This window comes from Salipaludibacillus neizhouensis (assembly GCF_002886185.1).
Lineage (GTDB): Bacteria > Bacillota > Bacilli > Bacillales > Salisediminibacteriaceae > Salipaludibacillus > Salipaludibacillus neizhouensis.
The window spans coordinates 312,642-328,824 of sequence record NZ_KZ614148.1 but is presented as its reverse complement, the minus strand read 5'-3'; the positions used below and the strand labels follow the sequence as shown (position 1 = coordinate 328,824).

The 16,183-nt window shown below is 38.6% G+C and carries 15 protein-coding genes; 5 read left to right on the top strand and 10 right to left on the bottom strand.

Annotation, left to right across the window (positions count from 1 at the left end; all coding sequences use genetic code 11):
- Positions 1 to 43: 43 nt before the first annotated feature.
- Positions 44 to 643 carry a trimeric intracellular cation channel family protein gene (locus CEF18_RS24525; protein WP_110939116.1) on the bottom strand — a complete coding sequence of 200 codons (600 nt, stop codon included), beginning with the start codon at positions 641 to 643 and terminating at the stop codon, positions 44 to 46.
- 596 nt (positions 644 to 1,239) lie between these two features.
- Here CEF18_RS24525 and nirB point away from each other — a divergent pair.
- The 3 genes from nirB to cobA all read left to right on the top strand — a co-directional run bounded on the left by nirB (position 1,240) and on the right by cobA (position 4,873).
- Positions 1,240 to 3,669, top strand: a complete 2,430-nt coding sequence (gene nirB, locus CEF18_RS24520; protein ID WP_110939115.1) for a nitrite reductase large subunit NirB — start codon at positions 1,240 to 1,242, stop codon at positions 3,667 to 3,669.
- Between the two features lie 17 nt (positions 3,670 to 3,686).
- Entirely contained in the window at positions 3,687 to 4,010 is a 324-nt protein-coding gene (gene nirD / locus CEF18_RS24515) for a nitrite reductase small subunit NirD (RefSeq protein WP_110939114.1), read from the top strand.
- Between the two features lie 77 nt (positions 4,011 to 4,087).
- Positions 4,088 to 4,873: a uroporphyrinogen-III C-methyltransferase gene (gene cobA / locus CEF18_RS24510; protein ID WP_223292473.1), complete on the top strand. Its 786-nt coding sequence runs from the start codon at positions 4,088 to 4,090 to the stop codon at positions 4,871 to 4,873.
- Between the two features lie 106 nt (positions 4,874 to 4,979).
- Here the strand turns inward: cobA and CEF18_RS24505 are convergent, their stop codons facing one another.
- Both CEF18_RS24505 and CEF18_RS24500 read right to left on the bottom strand, forming a co-directional pair.
- Positions 4,980 to 5,465 carry a spore coat protein gene (locus CEF18_RS24505; protein WP_110939113.1) on the bottom strand — a complete coding sequence of 162 codons (486 nt, stop codon included), beginning with the start codon at positions 5,463 to 5,465 and terminating at the stop codon, positions 4,980 to 4,982.
- A gap of 83 nt (positions 5,466 to 5,548) precedes the next feature.
- The gene (locus CEF18_RS24500) at positions 5,549 to 5,875 is read right to left on the bottom strand and encodes a hypothetical protein (protein WP_110939112.1); all 327 of its coding nucleotides are present in this window, start codon (positions 5,873 to 5,875) and stop codon (positions 5,549 to 5,551) included.
- A 136-nt stretch (positions 5,876 to 6,011) separates the two neighbouring features.
- Here CEF18_RS24500 and CEF18_RS24495 point away from each other — a divergent pair, with 136 nt between their 5' ends.
- Positions 6,012 to 6,851: a manganese catalase gene (locus tag CEF18_RS24495; RefSeq protein WP_110939111.1), complete on the top strand. Its 840-nt coding sequence runs from the start codon at positions 6,012 to 6,014 to the stop codon at positions 6,849 to 6,851.
- 64 nt (positions 6,852 to 6,915) lie between these two features.
- Here CEF18_RS24495 and CEF18_RS24490 read toward each other — a convergent pair whose 3' ends face one another.
- From CEF18_RS24490 to CEF18_RS26235, 6 genes are all read right to left on the bottom strand, one after another.
- Positions 6,916 to 7,647, bottom strand: coding sequence for a YwaF family protein (locus CEF18_RS24490; protein WP_110939110.1), 732 nt, complete (start codon positions 7,645 to 7,647; stop codon positions 6,916 to 6,918).
- A gap of 361 nt (positions 7,648 to 8,008) precedes the next feature.
- Positions 8,009 to 8,518: a type 1 glutamine amidotransferase domain-containing protein gene (locus CEF18_RS24485; protein WP_110939109.1), complete on the bottom strand. Its 510-nt coding sequence runs from the start codon at positions 8,516 to 8,518 to the stop codon at positions 8,009 to 8,011.
- Positions 8,519 to 8,736: 218 nt separating this feature from the next.
- A complete protein-coding gene (locus CEF18_RS24480; RefSeq protein ID WP_110939108.1) occupies positions 8,737 to 9,606 on the bottom strand; it encodes a superoxide dismutase in 870 nt (289 codons plus the stop codon).
- Between the two features lie 170 nt (positions 9,607 to 9,776).
- Positions 9,777 to 11,372 carry a catalase gene (locus CEF18_RS24475; RefSeq protein WP_110939250.1) on the bottom strand — a complete coding sequence of 532 codons (1,596 nt, stop codon included), beginning with the start codon at positions 11,370 to 11,372 and terminating at the stop codon, positions 9,777 to 9,779.
- 495 nt (positions 11,373 to 11,867) lie between these two features.
- Positions 11,868 to 13,097 carry a hypothetical protein gene (locus CEF18_RS24470; protein ID WP_110939107.1) on the bottom strand — a complete coding sequence of 410 codons (1,230 nt, stop codon included), beginning with the start codon at positions 13,095 to 13,097 and terminating at the stop codon, positions 11,868 to 11,870.
- Between the two features lie 202 nt (positions 13,098 to 13,299).
- A complete protein-coding gene (locus CEF18_RS26235) occupies positions 13,300 to 13,476 on the bottom strand; it encodes a hypothetical protein (RefSeq protein WP_183041130.1) in 177 nt (58 codons plus the stop codon).
- Positions 13,477 to 13,867: 391 nt separating this feature from the next.
- On the opposite strand from CEF18_RS26235, the gene CEF18_RS24465 reads away from it, so the two are divergent.
- The gene (locus CEF18_RS24465) at positions 13,868 to 14,728 is read left to right on the top strand and encodes an MBL fold metallo-hydrolase (protein ID WP_110939106.1); all 861 of its coding nucleotides are present in this window, start codon (positions 13,868 to 13,870) and stop codon (positions 14,726 to 14,728) included.
- 228 nt (positions 14,729 to 14,956) lie between these two features.
- On the opposite strand, the gene CEF18_RS24460 is transcribed toward CEF18_RS24465, so the two are convergent.
- A complete protein-coding gene (locus tag CEF18_RS24460; RefSeq protein WP_110939105.1) occupies positions 14,957 to 15,832 on the bottom strand; it encodes an SMP-30/gluconolactonase/LRE family protein in 876 nt (291 codons plus the stop codon).
- Positions 15,833 to 16,183 lie beyond the last annotated feature (351 nt).

The window sequence follows — 16,183 nt, the reverse complement described above, 5'->3', positions numbered from 1 at the left end:
CTTTACTATTATTTCCATAACAATGGCCTATTAGATTCTGCGCTTATTCAATAGCTCGATTCGGCAGTTGCCATTTATAATAGACAGAACACAGTCTGAGAGCAACTACGATTAAGACGATAATGAGTAACTCAAAAGGACCTGTCAGCCAACCTAAACCCACCACAATTCCTGGTATAAGCGTCCATGCTATATATATCTCCTTTTGCAGAAATAATGGCTTTCTGCCGGCCAGAATGTCTCTGATCATTCCTCCACCAGTCCCCGTCAAAGCTGCAGCTGCAATGCAGGCACTGATTGGGTGCCCCATCGAATAGGCATATAATGCTCCCTGGACAGAAAAAGCCCCTAGTCCAATTGCATCGAAAAATACCCCTCTTCTTAGCAGCGTCCACCGAACAATTCTTGGGAAAACAAAAGCAACTGTCATGACCAGAAACGCAACAGTAAAAAGTGTCCCTTGATCCCAAAGTGTCGAAACAGGAACACCTATTAACAGGTTTCGAACTGCTCCACCACCAAAGGCTGTAATAAAACCTAAAATGTAGACACCCATTAAGTCATATCTTTCCTCCATCGCAACTAAAACGCCACTAAGAGCAAATGCGATCGTCCCTATACCATTTAATACTTCCCACACAATTTTTCCTACTTTCTTTTACTAAAGCTTCAACTGCTAAAATATACTCATCTATTTTAATGAGGTTTTTCTAATTTTACAAGCATTTTGACTTGATTTCGTTAATTTCATTAAAAAACTCTCCCATATATAATAGCGTTTACATCATTGTGCTATCAATATATAGTCAATTTTCACAGATTACACGGTCAATATTGTTGCGTTAGATATTCTGACAAATATCCGATTTTCTTACACAACCTGTGCCATAATATAAAAATAAATCAATATTCAAAATAATGTTTTTACTTACAACTCCAGTTTTAATGAACTTAGACAAAATATATAAAAAATAAATATTGATAACTCTAATGAAGCATAGGGGGCGACTTTCACCATTAATCCGACTGAAATAAGATTAACCGGACAAGTTAGCGGAATGCCTTGAATCGGTGATGATGATAAATCTCTTATTAAAACAGAATCCATCAACACCGAAAAGGAGGCTTTCACGATGAAAAATAGAGCTTCTCGTGGAATCTGAAAAAGATCACATATGTATTAAATTATAAACTAGTTTTCCAATAATCATAGACTTTTAACTAATGGAGGGTTTTAGAATGGCTAAAAGAAAGTTAGTACTTGTAGGTAATGGTATGGCCGGAGTAAGGACTATTGAGGAAATACTAAAAGAGGATAAAGACCGATTTGAGATTACAATTTTCGGATCGGAACCGCATCCTAACTATAATAGAATATTACTATCCTCTGTTTTACAAGGTGACACTACAGTAGATGATATCGTATTGAATTCCTATGAGTGGTATGAGGAAAACAACATTACACTTTATACTGGGGAAACAGTTGAGAAGATCAACTCCGACAAGAAAAACGTTCTTACCGACAAAGGTCAGGAAGTGCCATATGATGATCTTATTATAGCTACCGGGTCTAATCCTTTTATGCTCCCACTCCCAGGCGCGGATAAAAAAGGTGTTATCGCCTTCCGTGATATCGAAGACTGTGAAGCGATGATTGATGCCTCAGAAAATTATGAACGTGCTGTTGTAATTGGTGGTGGTCTACTCGGACTTGAAGCTGCAAGAGGTCTATTAAACTTAGGAATGGAAGTAGACGTTGTCCATATTCTAGACCACTTAATGGAACGACAACTCGATCAAACTGGTTCAAAAATGCTCAAAGAAGAATTAGAAGCACAAGGCATGAACTTCTTGATGGAGCATGGGACAGAAGCAATCCTCGGAAAAGACCGAGTGAATAAAGTATCTTTCAAAAATGGAAAAGTAGTCAAAGCCGATCTTGTTGTTATGGCAGTCGGAATTAAACCGAATATTTCTTTAGCAAAAGAAAGCGGGATTACAACGAACCGAGGGATTGTTGTCGATGACTATATGCAGACTGATGTGCCTGATGTTTATGCCGTTGGAGAATGTGCCGAGCATAGAGAATTAGTCTATGGACTTGTAGCACCATTATGGGATCAAGGTAAAGCTCTTGCCAAAAAGATCTGTGAAAAGGATGCAGGTGCTGGTTATCAAGGCTCCATCCTTTCGACCAAATTAAAGGTAAGTGGCGTTGATGTATTTTCAGCAGGTGAATTCGTGGATAGCCCGGATACAAAAGCAATTCGTGTCCAGGATGAATTCGAAAGAATCTATAAAAAAATAGTCGTACGGGATAATCGTATTGTTGGAGCTGTTTTATTCGGTGATACGAGCGAAGGTTCAAAATTATTGAACATGATAAACACCAAAACAGAGATTACAGATATGAGTCAATTCTCTTTCTTACAAGCAAATGATGGAGATCAAGACTCTCTCGTTGCAGATATGGCCGATGGCGAACAAGTCTGTGGTTGTAATGGTGTTTCTAAAGGCGACATCGTAACAGCAATTAATGAGCAGAATTTAACAACAGTTACAGAAGTTAAAAACTGTACAAATGCTGCCCGATCATGTGGGACCTGTAAAAACTTAGTTCAAGCAGTCTTAGAGCACACGCTCGGCGATGAGTTCGAACAAGTAGACGAAAAAGAAACTGTTTGTGAATGTACGGATCTCTCTCATGAGGAAGTTGTGGCAGAAATTCGAGAAAAAGGACTTTCACATACGAAAGAAGTGATGAATGTTCTTGGATGGAAATCAGAGGAAGGTTGCTCTAAATGCCGTCCAGCTGTGAACTATTATCTCGGTATGGTTAATCCAACAGACTACGAAGATGAAAAAGAATCAAGATTTGTTAACGAAAGAATGCATGCCAACATTCAAAAAGACGGTACGTATTCGGTTGTCCCAAGAATGTATGGTGGTGTAACAAATCCTAAAGACCTAAGAACAATTGCAGATGTTGCAGATAAATATGATGTTCCATTAATTAAACTAACAGGTGGTCAAAGAATTGACATGTTAGGAATTAAGAAGGAAGATGTGCCAAAAGTGTGGAAAGACCTTGATATGCCATCAGGGTATGCCTATGCCAAATCTCTTCGCACAGTTAAAACGTGTGTTGGTAAAGACTTCTGCCGTTTCGGTACACAGGATGCTATCGGACTTGGTATTGCGCTCGAGAAGAAGTTTGAAATGCTAAATACACCACACAAAGTGAAAATGGCTGTCTCCGCTTGCCCAAGAAATTGTGCGGAATCTGGTATCAAAGATGTTGGTATCGTTGGTGGAGAAGGTTCGTGGGAGCTATTTGTCGGTGGTAACGGTGGTACACACTTACGTGCAGGTGAATTACTATGTAAAGTCAGCACAGACGAAGAAGTCATGGAAACAATTGCTGCCTATCTTCAGTATTACAGAGAAGATGCAAAATACCTGGAAAGAACTTCTCATTGGTTAGACAGAGTTGGTTTAGCGCATGTTCAGTCAGTAATATTAGAAGATACTGCAAAAAGAAAAGAACTTGTTGATCGCATGGAAGTTGCCTTAACTAATCTGAAAGATCCTTGGGCTGAAATCATCAATGATAGTAAAAAGAAGAATGAGCTTTTTGAAAATAAAAAACTAACTGTATCTCAACAGTAATAGGGGGAGCTTTCATTATGAATAAGACACTAAAAACGGATCTAGTTAAGGTTTCTCACATCGATGACCTATCTTCTCAAATAGGAAAAGAAGTAAAAATTGGAGATAATGAAATTGCACTTTTCAAGCTAAGCAGTGGTAAGATTAAAGCAATCGAAAACAGATGTCCGCACAAACAAGGTCCTTTATCTCAAGGAATTATCAGCGGCGAGTATATCTTTTGCCCACTGCACGATTGGAAGATAGATTTAGATAATGGTGAAGTTCAAAAACCAGATGATGGTTGTGTAAAAACCTATCCAGTAGAAGTTATTGACGACTTTATTCATATCCGAGTATGATTACAGATCACCTGTAAATATCTTAGCGCTATTACAAACAACTCAGACGCAAAACAAAAGGAAAGGGGAACAATAACGTGATAAAAAATGGGAAAGTTTTTCTTGTTGGTGCAGGCCCTGGGGATCCTGATTTAATTACAATGAAAGGATACAAGGCTATTAAAGCAGCAGATGTCATCGTTTTTGATAGGCTGGTGAATAAAGAGTTGCTGGCCTTTGCTCCCCCCCTTACCGAATTCGTTTATTGTGGTAAACAACGTGATAATCATTCGATTCCTCAGGAGAGAATCAATGAAATTCTAGTTGAAAAGGCGCTCGAAGGAAAAACTGTTGTCCGATTAAAAGGCGGTGACCCTAGTATTTTCGGCAGGGTCGGCGAGGAAGCTGAATACTGCAAAGATAATGGGATCCTATTTGAAATTGTACCTGGCATCACTTCGGGTATTGCAGCCACTACTTATGCCGGTATCCCATTGACTCACCGCGACTTTAGTTCCTCCTGTGCTTTTATCACTGGACATAAGCGTTCAGACAAAGTAAAAAAAGATATTCAGTGGGATAAATTAGCGACATCGGTAGATACTTTAGTGTTTTACATGGGAGTCGGTAATCTCGAAATGATTAAAGATAACCTAGTTCATCATGGACGCTCTAAAACAACACCTGTTGCCCTCGTTCGTTGGGGAACGACAGATCAACAAGAGACACTTGTTGGCACTTTAGAGACCATTGTTGACAAGGTTGCCGAACGTAACTTTAAATCACCAGCGATTATTGTTGTTGGTGAAGTCGTTAAGTTGCGCGAAAAACTGGCATGGTTTCAAGAGAAAGACTCCCATGCTTTCGATTTAGTAGAGGCATAATGAGAGGATTTCCTGAATGGTAATTAGGTGATTCATGACATTCTATCATGAAAGAAAGACCTGCTGGGGTTTCGCCCGACAGGTCTTTCTTCATGAAAAAGTAAATTTACAGGATTTCTAATTTTACAATTAAAGCTAGTAAAAGTTGAAGTAAGATTTGAATATTAACAGAAACTTGCGTATCCGTAGTAGTTACATCAACGTTACGGGAATTTTCAACAACCGTTTTCTGGAATGTTTTTTGCTTCGTCTTCGCAGCTTGAAGTAAGTCTTGAGTAACTCGCTCAGCTGTTTCTCCATCAGCAATCGAAATGTTAATTACCAAAGCAATTGCTGCTTGAAGCGCACCTTGTAAAGATACAGCTGCTTTCGTATCAGTGGTAGAGATCGTAACATCACAAGAATCTTTAATAAATATATACTCCTCAGAGATTTGCAATGTTTTATTTACTTGATTACTTTCCTGTACAACATCATCATCATCGTCTGCATCCACATCTGAAGGGTGACACGCATTTGGATCTAAAGCAGACCACCTATTAGTTGGCGATACAGCAGAATCTTTAATTGTATAATACACTTTATGAGTCATTTACTTTTCCTCCTTTTCGGTTACTACTTTAGCGTATGATTGATGTTTGGTACTGATTGGACAAATACCTCAAGGCAAATTCACTATTTTCTCCACTTTTTTTTCCGATACACAAAGTTTTTAATCGTTTTAACATCATTATTATTTTGATTCAATACCTGGTTTGTCTGCTTGACTGACGGCGTGTCTGCATTCTCGGACAAACTATTTACACCGACGTTATTCTCTGTATAAGCAACTTTTTCGTTTTCCACAAACTTATCCACATCTGATTGCAACTGGTCAACAATTTCTTTCAGCTTTGATTTATCGTCCACTGACATATCTAATTCCTTTTTCACTCCATGCTTTTTAAAAACCTGGTTAACCATTAAATCAATAATTGCCTCTTGAGAATTAATAATAAACACATCCTTTCCTTCAATTAGTACTAGGATATGTTCACTAGGTTAGACAAGTGTTAAGTCAAATGTGGAGTTTTAGTTATAATTGATCATTAAATTTCATATGTATTATGGGTGTATATATTGAAATGGAGGGATAAATTTGTTCTATCATATAAAAGATTTGCAATACCATGCGAAACCGAGTAGACCTGATCCAGTTTACGCAAAGAAATTACAGGAAATTCTTGGGGGACAGTTTGGAGAAATATCTGTAGCCTTGCAATATTTATTTCAAGGTTGGAACAGCAGGGTAAATGCCAAATATCGAGACTTACTGATGGACGTAGGGGCAGAAGAATTAGCTCATGTTGAGATGCTAGCAACGATGATTGCCAGACTACTTAATGATGCTCCCGTGGCAGACCAGGAAGCAGCAGCCAAAGACCCCGCTGTTGGTGCGATACTTGGCGGTATGAATCCACAACATGCGATCGTGTCAGGACTAGGAGCCCTACCAGCAGATAGTGTAGGTAACCCTTGGACTGCCTCGTATATTAACGCCAGTGGAAACCTACTCGCTGATTTTCGAATGAACTTAACCTATGAATCACAAGGAAGATTGCAAGCATGCCGGTTATATGAAATGACAACAGATCCTGGGGTTAAAGACATGCTTTCCTTCTTAATTGCCCGAGATACGATGCATCAAAATATGTGGCTTGCAGCAATTGCTGAGCTTGAATCTCAAGAAAACGTTGTAGTTCCTAGTACTTTCCCTAGAGAACTGGAAAAACAAGAAGTTGCGTATGACTTCTATAACCTCTCTGAAGGAGACGCTAGCAGTAAAGGACGTTGGGCTCATGGAAAAAGCATGGACGGCCTAGGTGAATTCCGATATATTTCCCCAGCACCAGCTTTCGGGGATGCTCCAAAATTAAAACCTACCCCTCCAGATGTTTTTAATACACCTCCAACCGTTCGTAATGACAATGAAGAGTAAAACATTCCCCGTAAGGCATAGAAGGTCTGACAGAGGGTCTTTGACCTGATGACAGACCTTTTATTTATTCCTTGAAAGATTTTTCATGCTTCACGAATTTTCCCTTTTCAGCAAAAACCAGCCACAATAAGAAAAAGAAAAGTATTGCCGTAACCTCCATCCCCAGAATATACCACGGGTGGGTTCCTAAGAAATCAAGTAAGCTTCCTCCAGTTGGCTTCCTCATAAGAAACCAATAATTTCCGCCGACTATAATATTCAAAGCATAAATAAAAGGAAACAAGACATTAAGAAAAACCATCGCTTTTGCAATACTAAAAAGTGATATATTGAATCCCTTATACCACCTAAAATAAAATACAGTCCATATCACTAAAATATGACTGTAAAAAAAGTGAAAAAAACGAAAGTGTGGAAAATCAAAACTTAATACTGGCGTAAAAACCGCTTGTAAAGCTCCCGCAATTCCTACCAAAAATACAATTTCAAATACAGAATGATGGTGTGTCAGTAATAAAATAATAACTAGCATTACACTAATACTGCTTAGATCTAATGGTAATGCAAAACTCACATCCCACTTGCCTGTTATAATGATCCAAAGCTGAAACGCTATTTCAAAGAGAATCAACGACAAGGCAATCCCTATCTCAAACCTTCTATTAACCCTTGTAGATAGCTTGTTGCGCAATAAATACATAGCTAATAAAACAAACAAAAAGACACTGATCACGATCCAATGATTTTCCGTAAACATTGTAAAAGGAATTCTCGAGGCATCTCCCCCGAACCACATAGTCTCAACCCTCTTCTTTATTGCAGTAATAGTCTTAATTATTAACCAACTTTACTTTTTCATTGCTTCCTTTGTTTATGGTTTACCATCTAACGTGATCATATCAAAATGTAATTACTAAGAAAAACGCGTAGCGTCTTTTATCTCTATTTTGTTGCTTTATTAGTACGGAAGGTTATTTGGAAGAATTACCGCTCGCTTTCCGTGGATGTTCTGTGGGGTCTCGCTTGGATCATTCTTCCATAGGAGTCTCACGGATTCGAGTACCTCTGTTCAAAGAAGTACAATAATTTCTGTAAAACTAAGAATTTTATAAATTAACTTTTAAAAAAACGCCCCATTATGGGACGCTTTTAGAAATTTATTTCAACTGTTTAAGTGATTCTCGGTTAAACGCATCTAAATCATCAGGACTCCTGCTTGTCACTAAATTACCACATACGACAACTTCTTCATCAAAAACATTGGCTCCTGCATGTTGCAAGTCGACTAAGATTGATTTAAATCCAGTCATTTTTCTTCCTTTTAAAACATCTGCCGTAATTAAAAGCTGAGGTCCATGACATATTGCAAAAATTGGTTTGTCATGCAAAATGTAGTGTTTCACAAACTCAACAAATCGATCATCGGCACGAAGAATATCAGGTGAAAATCCACCTGGTATAAATAATGCATCATAATCAGTTGGTTTAGCATCTTTAATACTCAAATCTACCTTTACTTTCGCTTCGCCATTTTTCCCTTCTACTTCTTTACCTGCCTCTTGGCCGATAACAATGACCTCATGTCCTTTATCACTAAGAGCTTTGAAAGGCGACGTATACTCCGCATCTTCAAACATACTCGTCATTACACATGCAACCTTACTCAAAATTATCATCCTTTCTTCTATTTCCTTGTATTTTTTATACCCACGTCCTTTTTAATCAAAACATATCTATTAACTTCTATTCATCACCCGGACTTTGATTCTCTGCATTACAAATAAAAAAACTGTTTCATAAGGTTTACAAAACCTAACGAAACAGCTTTTTAAATGTGTAAATCTATCTTGTGTTAATACATATCTAAATCTTTCAATAAGACTCCTTAATAAGGCTCCCACTTAAGTTTCCTTGCCTGCTCGAATCTTTCATTTACATTCGGCCAATTAACAATAGTCCAGAAATTATCAACATATTCTCCTCGACCATTCTTATACTGTAGATAATAAGCATGCTCCCAGACATCTAGACCGAGCAAAGGGATTGCATCCCATTGACTTAACAAATGATGAAATTCAGCTTGTAAAATTTCTAATCTCCTTGAACGTGGCGACCATATTAAAATAGCCCATCCAACACCTTGAACCTGTTTGGCTGCCTCGGAGAAATGCGCTTTGAAGGCATCAAAGCTTCCAAAATCACGATCAATATAAGATCTAAGTTTTCCCGTTGGTTCTCCGCCCCCATCAGGACTCATATTACTCCAAAACATCGTGTGTAAATAGTGCCCAGCCCCGTTAAATGCCGCTTCTTTTTCCCAATGTTTTAGCAAATCGAAGTCATCAGTCTCTCTTGCTGTTTGCATTTTTTTCTCCGCTTTATTCAAACCGTCTACATAGGATTGGTGATGTTCCTGATGATGAAGCTTCATTATCTCTTCATTAATAGCTGGCTCCAACGCATCATATTCATATGGCAATGGTGGCAGTCTATGTTCCCCAATCGGAACATAGTCATTACCTGAAAAAAGGTTGGCGTACATTTCTCCTAATCGATCGACTTGCTCCGTCACATTTAACTGCTGATCCTCGTCAGGAAAAGACTTCTCAGATAAAATCTGTTTCAGTACTTCTATTTCCTTGTAAATACTTTCTTTGGCATCTGGATTTGAACGATTTTGTACATCAGCTTCTATGCTGGCAACCCACTGACTGACGTCTTGTAAATAGATATCAAAAGTACCCGGTGAAATCATCTATCCCACTCCTTTTTTGCAGAGATAACGAATGCAGGAGGACCTGCTAGGACTTCCCTTTTCACTGCTTTTTACTCCACATTAGTCTATGAAAGGAGATAAGAATTGATGACACTTTCAACGAAGCCTTTCTTTAACGAATACGCTGCGATATCAACAAACAGTTAATATTAATATGGATCTGCGTCATGTCCTTCTCTTTTAGCCGTATCCACGGCTCGATCAGCATTGGTTGACCCAGTATGCTGACTATTTGCAGCTTTCAGTACCTCTGCCAACCGCTCCGAAACGAGTTTCCCATAATCAGCATCTGCTTCCGTAAAATGTTCGATCATCTTTTTTTGAATATGCTCTTCACATACCATTAAAGCACTGGCAAGATTGTTGATCAACTCGTCTTTTTCCCAATCTTCGAAATTACGATACGTTTCTCCAGCTTGTTTGAAGTCATTCGGTCTGTCTATCTTTTGTCGAACTAACTTATCTTCATAGAAAGGCTCATGTACCTTCCCCTCTTGTTTTGCTTCTGTCAATCCGCCTAGGCTTGAAGGTTCATAGTTAATATGAGGGTTTAGATCAGGATCTTTGTCCACTCGATATTGCATTTGTCCACCTTCTTGATTTGTAGCCACCCTTTTTTTAGGCGAATTGATAGGAAGCTGTAAGTAATTCGATCCAACACGGTATCTTTGCGTATCCGAGTAGGAGAAAGTTCGACCTTGTAAAAGTTTATCATCAGAAAAATCAAGACCGTCCACTAAAACCCCAGTACCGAATGCCACTTGCTCAACCTCAGCATAGAAGTTTTCTGGATTTTTATTTAATACCATCTTTCCAACAGGAAGAAAAGGGAACTGATCAGTGGGCCATAGTTTCGTAGGATCCAATGGGTCAAAGTCTAGTTCAGGATGTTTTTCATCACTCATTATTTGTACACTAAACTCCCACTCAGGATAATCTTTCTTTTCAATCGCTTCATATAAATCCTGTGTAGCATGGTTTGTTGACTGTGATTGAATGTCATCTGCTTCTTTTTGAGTCAAGTTTTTAATACCTTGATTTATCGGCTCCCAGTGATACTTAACAATCACGGATTCTCCATCCTTATTCACCCATTTATACGTATTAACTCCAGACCCTTGCATTTGTCTGTAATTAGCCGGAATACCCCAGGGTGAGAAAAGAAACGTGGCCATGTGCGTTGTTTCAGGCGACTGAGAAAAAAAGTCAAACATTCTTTCAGGATCTTGAACATTCGTGACAGGATCTGGTTTGAAGGCATGAACCATATCCGGAAATTTTAAAGGATCGCGGATAAAAAATATCTTTAGATTGTTCCCAACTAAATCCCAATTGCCGTCCTCTGTGTAAAATTTAACAGAAAAACCTCTTGGATCCCGGGCAACTTCCGATGACTCCTTGGCTCCGATTACTGTTGAAAAGCGCACAAAAACGGGTGTTTGTTTCCCAACACCCTCAAATACTTTTGCCCGAGTATACTTTGATACATCTTCATTTCCAGCTTTTCCATACGTTTCGAAGTAGCCATGGGCTCCCGCTCCTCTAGCATGAACGACCCGTTCTGGTATGCGTTCTCTATCAAAATGTGAAATCTTCTCAAGGAAATCATAGTTCTCCAGAATAGTTGGTCCTCTGTTACCAACAGTTCTTACATTTTGGTTATCTGTGACAGGATGTCCCTGTCTATTTGTAAGCGAGTCATCGGATTCTCCTGTCCCGGTTCGGCGATCTGCGGAACTTCCCATTCCCTCCACAGGGGAATTACTGATTTCTTCTGAATTATTTTCCAATCGAGACCCTCCTCTAAAAATTTGTTCCATTTATTTATGCCCAATATGGGATGGAATAACCACCCTCAACAGGAATATATAGGGCATTTTTTAGAAAGGGTATAATACCATTCGCTGATCTCGTTTATTTCTAAAATTAAACAAGGCCTTTACGAGTAAACTCTACGCAAAGGCCTTGTTTTAACGGGTGTTTTCTAGAATTTTATTGAGAGAAAAGAATTTATAAAATTGGCAGCTACCTTCACACCGCACGTATCAAGGAAAGCCCACCATCCTTTCGAGTAGCACCTACACGCACTTCGTAGGTGCTACTCGGGGCGGTGGAAGCTGACGCTGTATTTAATAAAAGGCGGCTGTGCCGTTTTTCTTATTTTACTTCAAACAGAAACTTAGAAGACAAACTTTTTAATACAGTTAATTAATTAGACAATCTAACGCAAGTTCTTGAAATTACTCTCTCTCATATATTACGTACTCAGAATCATCTGCACTAAGTTGCCTCATTACATATGGGCTAAGCTTTACAGTGATGTCTTGTAAATTATCTTTATACATATCAAATATAATAAGCTCACGATTATAAAATAAGGTCCCAGGATCAACGATGATATTTTCATTTTCATAGGGTAACAGAACTATCTTATTTTCGTACGTGCCTTCCCCTAATTCAAATTCAACCATCTCCGTCTGCTTTTCAAAAGGGAAATCAGTTTTATTTAGGTATGTAGTGTCCACTAACAGTGCTACTTTGCCATCACTACTGCCAAATTCCTCGTTTTCAGATGTATCTACTTCCATCACCTCTACACGATTTACCCGAATCGCTATTCCATTGTCTTCATCAAATAAAAGAGGCTCTGCATGCTGGAAAATTGTTTCACCAAAATTTAACTCATAATCTTCTTCCAAAGATCCCAGCATATTGTGATACCCATCTTTAAATTTAGTCGCTAGGTTAGTCTCAATTACTGTATTGTAGTCAACTTTTTCTTGAGCATCTCCGTAGATTGTCACACGTGGCGTCTGACCTACAATGTTTTCCGCTCTAAATTCATAACCAAGACCTACATCAATACTTTCAGAATTCTCAAGCGGGTAAGCAACCATGATATGATTTCTAATCACTTTCGCCTGTTCTGGTCTGAGTTCGGTGTAAAGGATACTCGGACCAATAATTCCCTCATTCGTAAAAGTATGACCATTAATTTTCACATCTAAATGTGGCAAGAATACTCTCTCACGCTGTTCCTTTTGATTGTATGCAATCACATCATAGCTGATCAGAAAATTCCCAGCAGCGTTCGTAGAATATTCATTTTGTGCTTCCTCAGTAACTTCTATTTCATGTAAAGAGATATTTGCAACATTATAAACAATCCCATCAAAATCAAATGTGCCAAGCTTTTCTTCCTCCGATAAATTAACGTCACTTACGATGACATCCAGTTGGTCAAACTTTTCAGTATACTCTGAGTCATCCACTTCCAGCTCGGGATTCAAAGAGGTGACTACCAACCTTTTAATTTCTTCTTCTGGAGCTATGTTTCCATTGTTTTCTGCTTCAGGTTCTTCCACATTTACATTTTTGTTTTCCATAGGAGTTTCTGCCTCATTATCTGTGCATGCAGAGGATATAATCATGACTATAAATAAAAATGATAAGAGCATTTGTTTAAACAATCCGTTCACCCCCACCTCTATAGTAAACAATTTTATTTGAAAAGCGCAAGCACCTTTAACACTGGTTATCACTCATGCTTAGTGTCTAGGTTATATAACTTAATATGGCCTGTGCTTTCTTACTTTTCAAGAAAATCGCATAGCGTAAAGGTAGCTGTCAAGTCAACATATAAATAGGTCAAAGCTGATTGCCAGCTTTGACCTATTTATCCGTGGATGATTTATTTTTTGAGCTTCTCTTATTACGCTCTTCCTCTTCTTCCCGTTTAATTTCTTCTAATGGAAGTTCATCAACAGGCATGGTTGATTGATCACGTTTCTTTTGTTCTTCTCTATCTTTTTTGAAGGTGTTTTCTTTATTATCAGATCTTTTAGTCATTAAAATCCCTCCTGAAAAGTTATTTTCCTTTTAAAACAACTATTTAAACATTATCCGTTTAGTACTACAAAACCCCAGGACTTTTCATCCTAGGGCATATTATAAAAATTGATCTTATCATTGCATTTTAGAGTAGTGTTAACAAAAAGCTAATTACTACAATTGCTCCAATAACCATTAGAATCGTACGTAACATGTGTGTATCATCCTTTCACTTAATGTATTATTCTTTATCTTCCCGCTCTTTTAGATTTGTAAACCAAAGCCTATTGATCACTTTAAATTATTTATTAAGTGGGTACGAATAGTATTCAAAACCACCCTTATGTATCTTTTCCAAGACTTCGGACATCCTATTCATAGAGATTCATAACAGAAAGGAAAGATATAATTGGAAAACGAAATGTCCTATGGGAAAGATTATAAATATGTTCCCTCAACCTCCGTTGCAAGCGGTAATGGAATAGAATTATTACCAGACATATATACACACACTATTCAAATAGTGAATATTTGTTTGGTCGGGGATCCTAAAACGGAAGATTTCGTGCTCATTGATGCAGGTATGCCTCTTTCTGCTGATAAAATCATCTCTGTTGTAGAAAAGCGTTTTGGCCCTAATAGTCGGCCAAAAGCAATCATTTTAACACACGGACACTTTGATCACGTTGGTGCAATTATTGAATTAATTGAGCATTGGAAAATACCTGTTTACGCTCACGAATTAGAAATTCCTTATCTTACAGGTGAAATGAAATACCCAGAACCGGACCCCAGTGTAGAAGGAGGATTAATAGCAAAAATGTCTGCCCTTTTCCCAAATGAACCAATCAACTTAGGTGGTCATGTAGAAAAACTACCCGAAAATGGTGAGGTTCCCTTTATGGCAGACTTTAAATGGCTGCATACTCCTGGACATACTCCTGGGCACGTCTCTTTATTCAGGGAATCTGATCGAAGCTTGATCGTTGGTGATGCCTTTGTCACAGTGAAACAAGAATCCCTATACAGCGTCTTGACGCAAGAGCAGGAGATAAGTGGCCCACCGAGATACCTCACTCCTGACTGGGAAACCTCATGGGAATCGGTGAAACTTCTGGAAGAACTCCACCCCTCTATTGCGGTAACCGGCCACGGACTACCGATGAATGGAGAAGAATTGTCAAAGAATTTAAAGAATCTCGTTGCCAATTTTGATCAAATTGCCATTCCAGATCACGGTAAATATATATCGGAAAAACCAAAACATTAGATAAGAAAAACACGTGGCGTAAAGATAGCTTGTCAACTTATACGCTTATCTTTTAGTTAAATTAAAAGGAACCCTAGAATGACTTATCGAGAGTTCCTTTTTCAATAGTAGCGCAATTCTTCTATCAAGAGGCTCATAATTTCATAATTCCACTATTCACGCGCATCTCCGAACAAGGCTAGCTCATTCCCGCCGTCCGGCTGCGCATAACAAAGCAAAAGTACTACCCTAGCCTCTAAACTTGTAAGAAGGGGCTCCTTTAACATCCAGTTTAATGCGGAATAAACCACCTGCATGAGGTTGCTCTTTCAATTCCTCAGCAGTTAAACCGTTTCTAGCTGTAGTTATATATAATTCATCCATGTTTTCTCCTCCAAATGCACAAGAGGTTACTTGACTAGCTGGCACAGGAATTTCAGCAAGCTGCTCTCCTGTCTCTGGATTAAACCTTGCAACTCTCGAACCTCTGAAAAAAGCTACCCATAACATTCCTTCTTCATCAATAGTCATTCCATCAGGACTACCAACGTCTTTCGCAAAGGTGACGGCTGTTTGTTCATTTGTTAATTCTCCAGTTTCCGAATAGAAATCAAACGATTGGATTTTCTTAGTCGGTGTATCAATATAATACATTTTTCCTTTTTCTGTATCCCACGCCAGACCGTTAGAGATCGTTACCCCTGATATAATTTTTTCTACTGAAAAATCCGTATCCATTTTGAACAAATTTGCTTGTCCAGAATCCCCTTCTAAAACCATCGTTCCTGCCCAAAACCTTCCTTGCGGATCGCATTTCCCATCATTAAATCGATTACCTGTTTTATCAGGTTCAGGATCATGAACAGCAATTAACTTTTTGCTTTTAATATCATACGTATAAAAACCTTGTCTCATTGCCAGCAACAGGTCGCCACTTTCCCTTACCACCGCTGCTCCCACATGCTGACCAACGTCATGACCAACATTCTCTCTCGTAAAAGGATCATAGAAGTTTACACTGTACCCATTAATATTGACCCAGATGAGTTGATTAGTGCGCTCATCCCAAAAAGGACCTTCTCCTAGTTCCGCCTTTGCATCGACTACCAATTCCAATGAATCCATCGTATCCCATCCTTCTCAAAAGTATCGTTAACACAGCAACACACTTTCTAATCGTTTCTACCCACTATCTTACACTGATTAAGGAAAACGGCATAGCCGTCTTTTATTAAATACAGCGTTATCTTTAGCCACCCCGGGTAGCACCTACGTAGTTCGTGTAGGTGCTACCCGAAAGGAGGGTGGGTTTCCCTTGATACTTGTGGCGTAAAGATAGCTGTCAATTTTATAAATTATCTACTAATAAAAAAATGGAGCTTCCATTCATAATAATTTCAAATACGGTCTTGAAAAACCAAAGAATCCTTACATGTTTTAGCCTCTCAGTAACGGGAACGGATTATTATTACTTTG

Bases quoted from the DNA above. Each gene is read 5' to 3' on its own strand.
- CEF18_RS24480 (WP_110939108.1), bottom strand. From the start codon at position 9,606: ATGATTTCACCGGGTACTTTTGATATCTATTTACAAGACGTCAGTCAG.
- CEF18_RS26235 (WP_183041130.1), bottom strand. From the start codon at position 13,476: ATGACTAAAAGATCTGATAATAAAGAAAACACCTTCAAAAAAGATAGA.
- CEF18_RS24490 (WP_110939110.1), bottom strand. From the start codon at position 7,647: ATGTGGTTCGGGGGAGATGCCTCGAGAATTCCTTTTACAATGTTTACG.
- nirB (WP_110939115.1), top strand. From the start codon at position 1,240: ATGGCTAAAAGAAAGTTAGTACTTGTAGGTAATGGTATGGCCGGAGTA.
- nirD (WP_110939114.1), top strand. From the start codon at position 3,687: ATGAATAAGACACTAAAAACGGATCTAGTTAAGGTTTCTCACATCGAT.
- CEF18_RS24460 (WP_110939105.1), bottom strand. From the start codon at position 15,832: ATGGATTCATTGGAATTGGTAGTCGATGCAAAGGCGGAACTAGGAGAA.
- CEF18_RS24475 (WP_110939250.1), bottom strand. From the start codon at position 11,372: ATGGGAAGTTCCGCAGATCGCCGAACCGGGACAGGAGAATCCGATGAC.
- CEF18_RS24505 (WP_110939113.1), bottom strand. From the start codon at position 5,465: ATGACTCATAAAGTGTATTATACAATTAAAGATTCTGCTGTATCGCCA.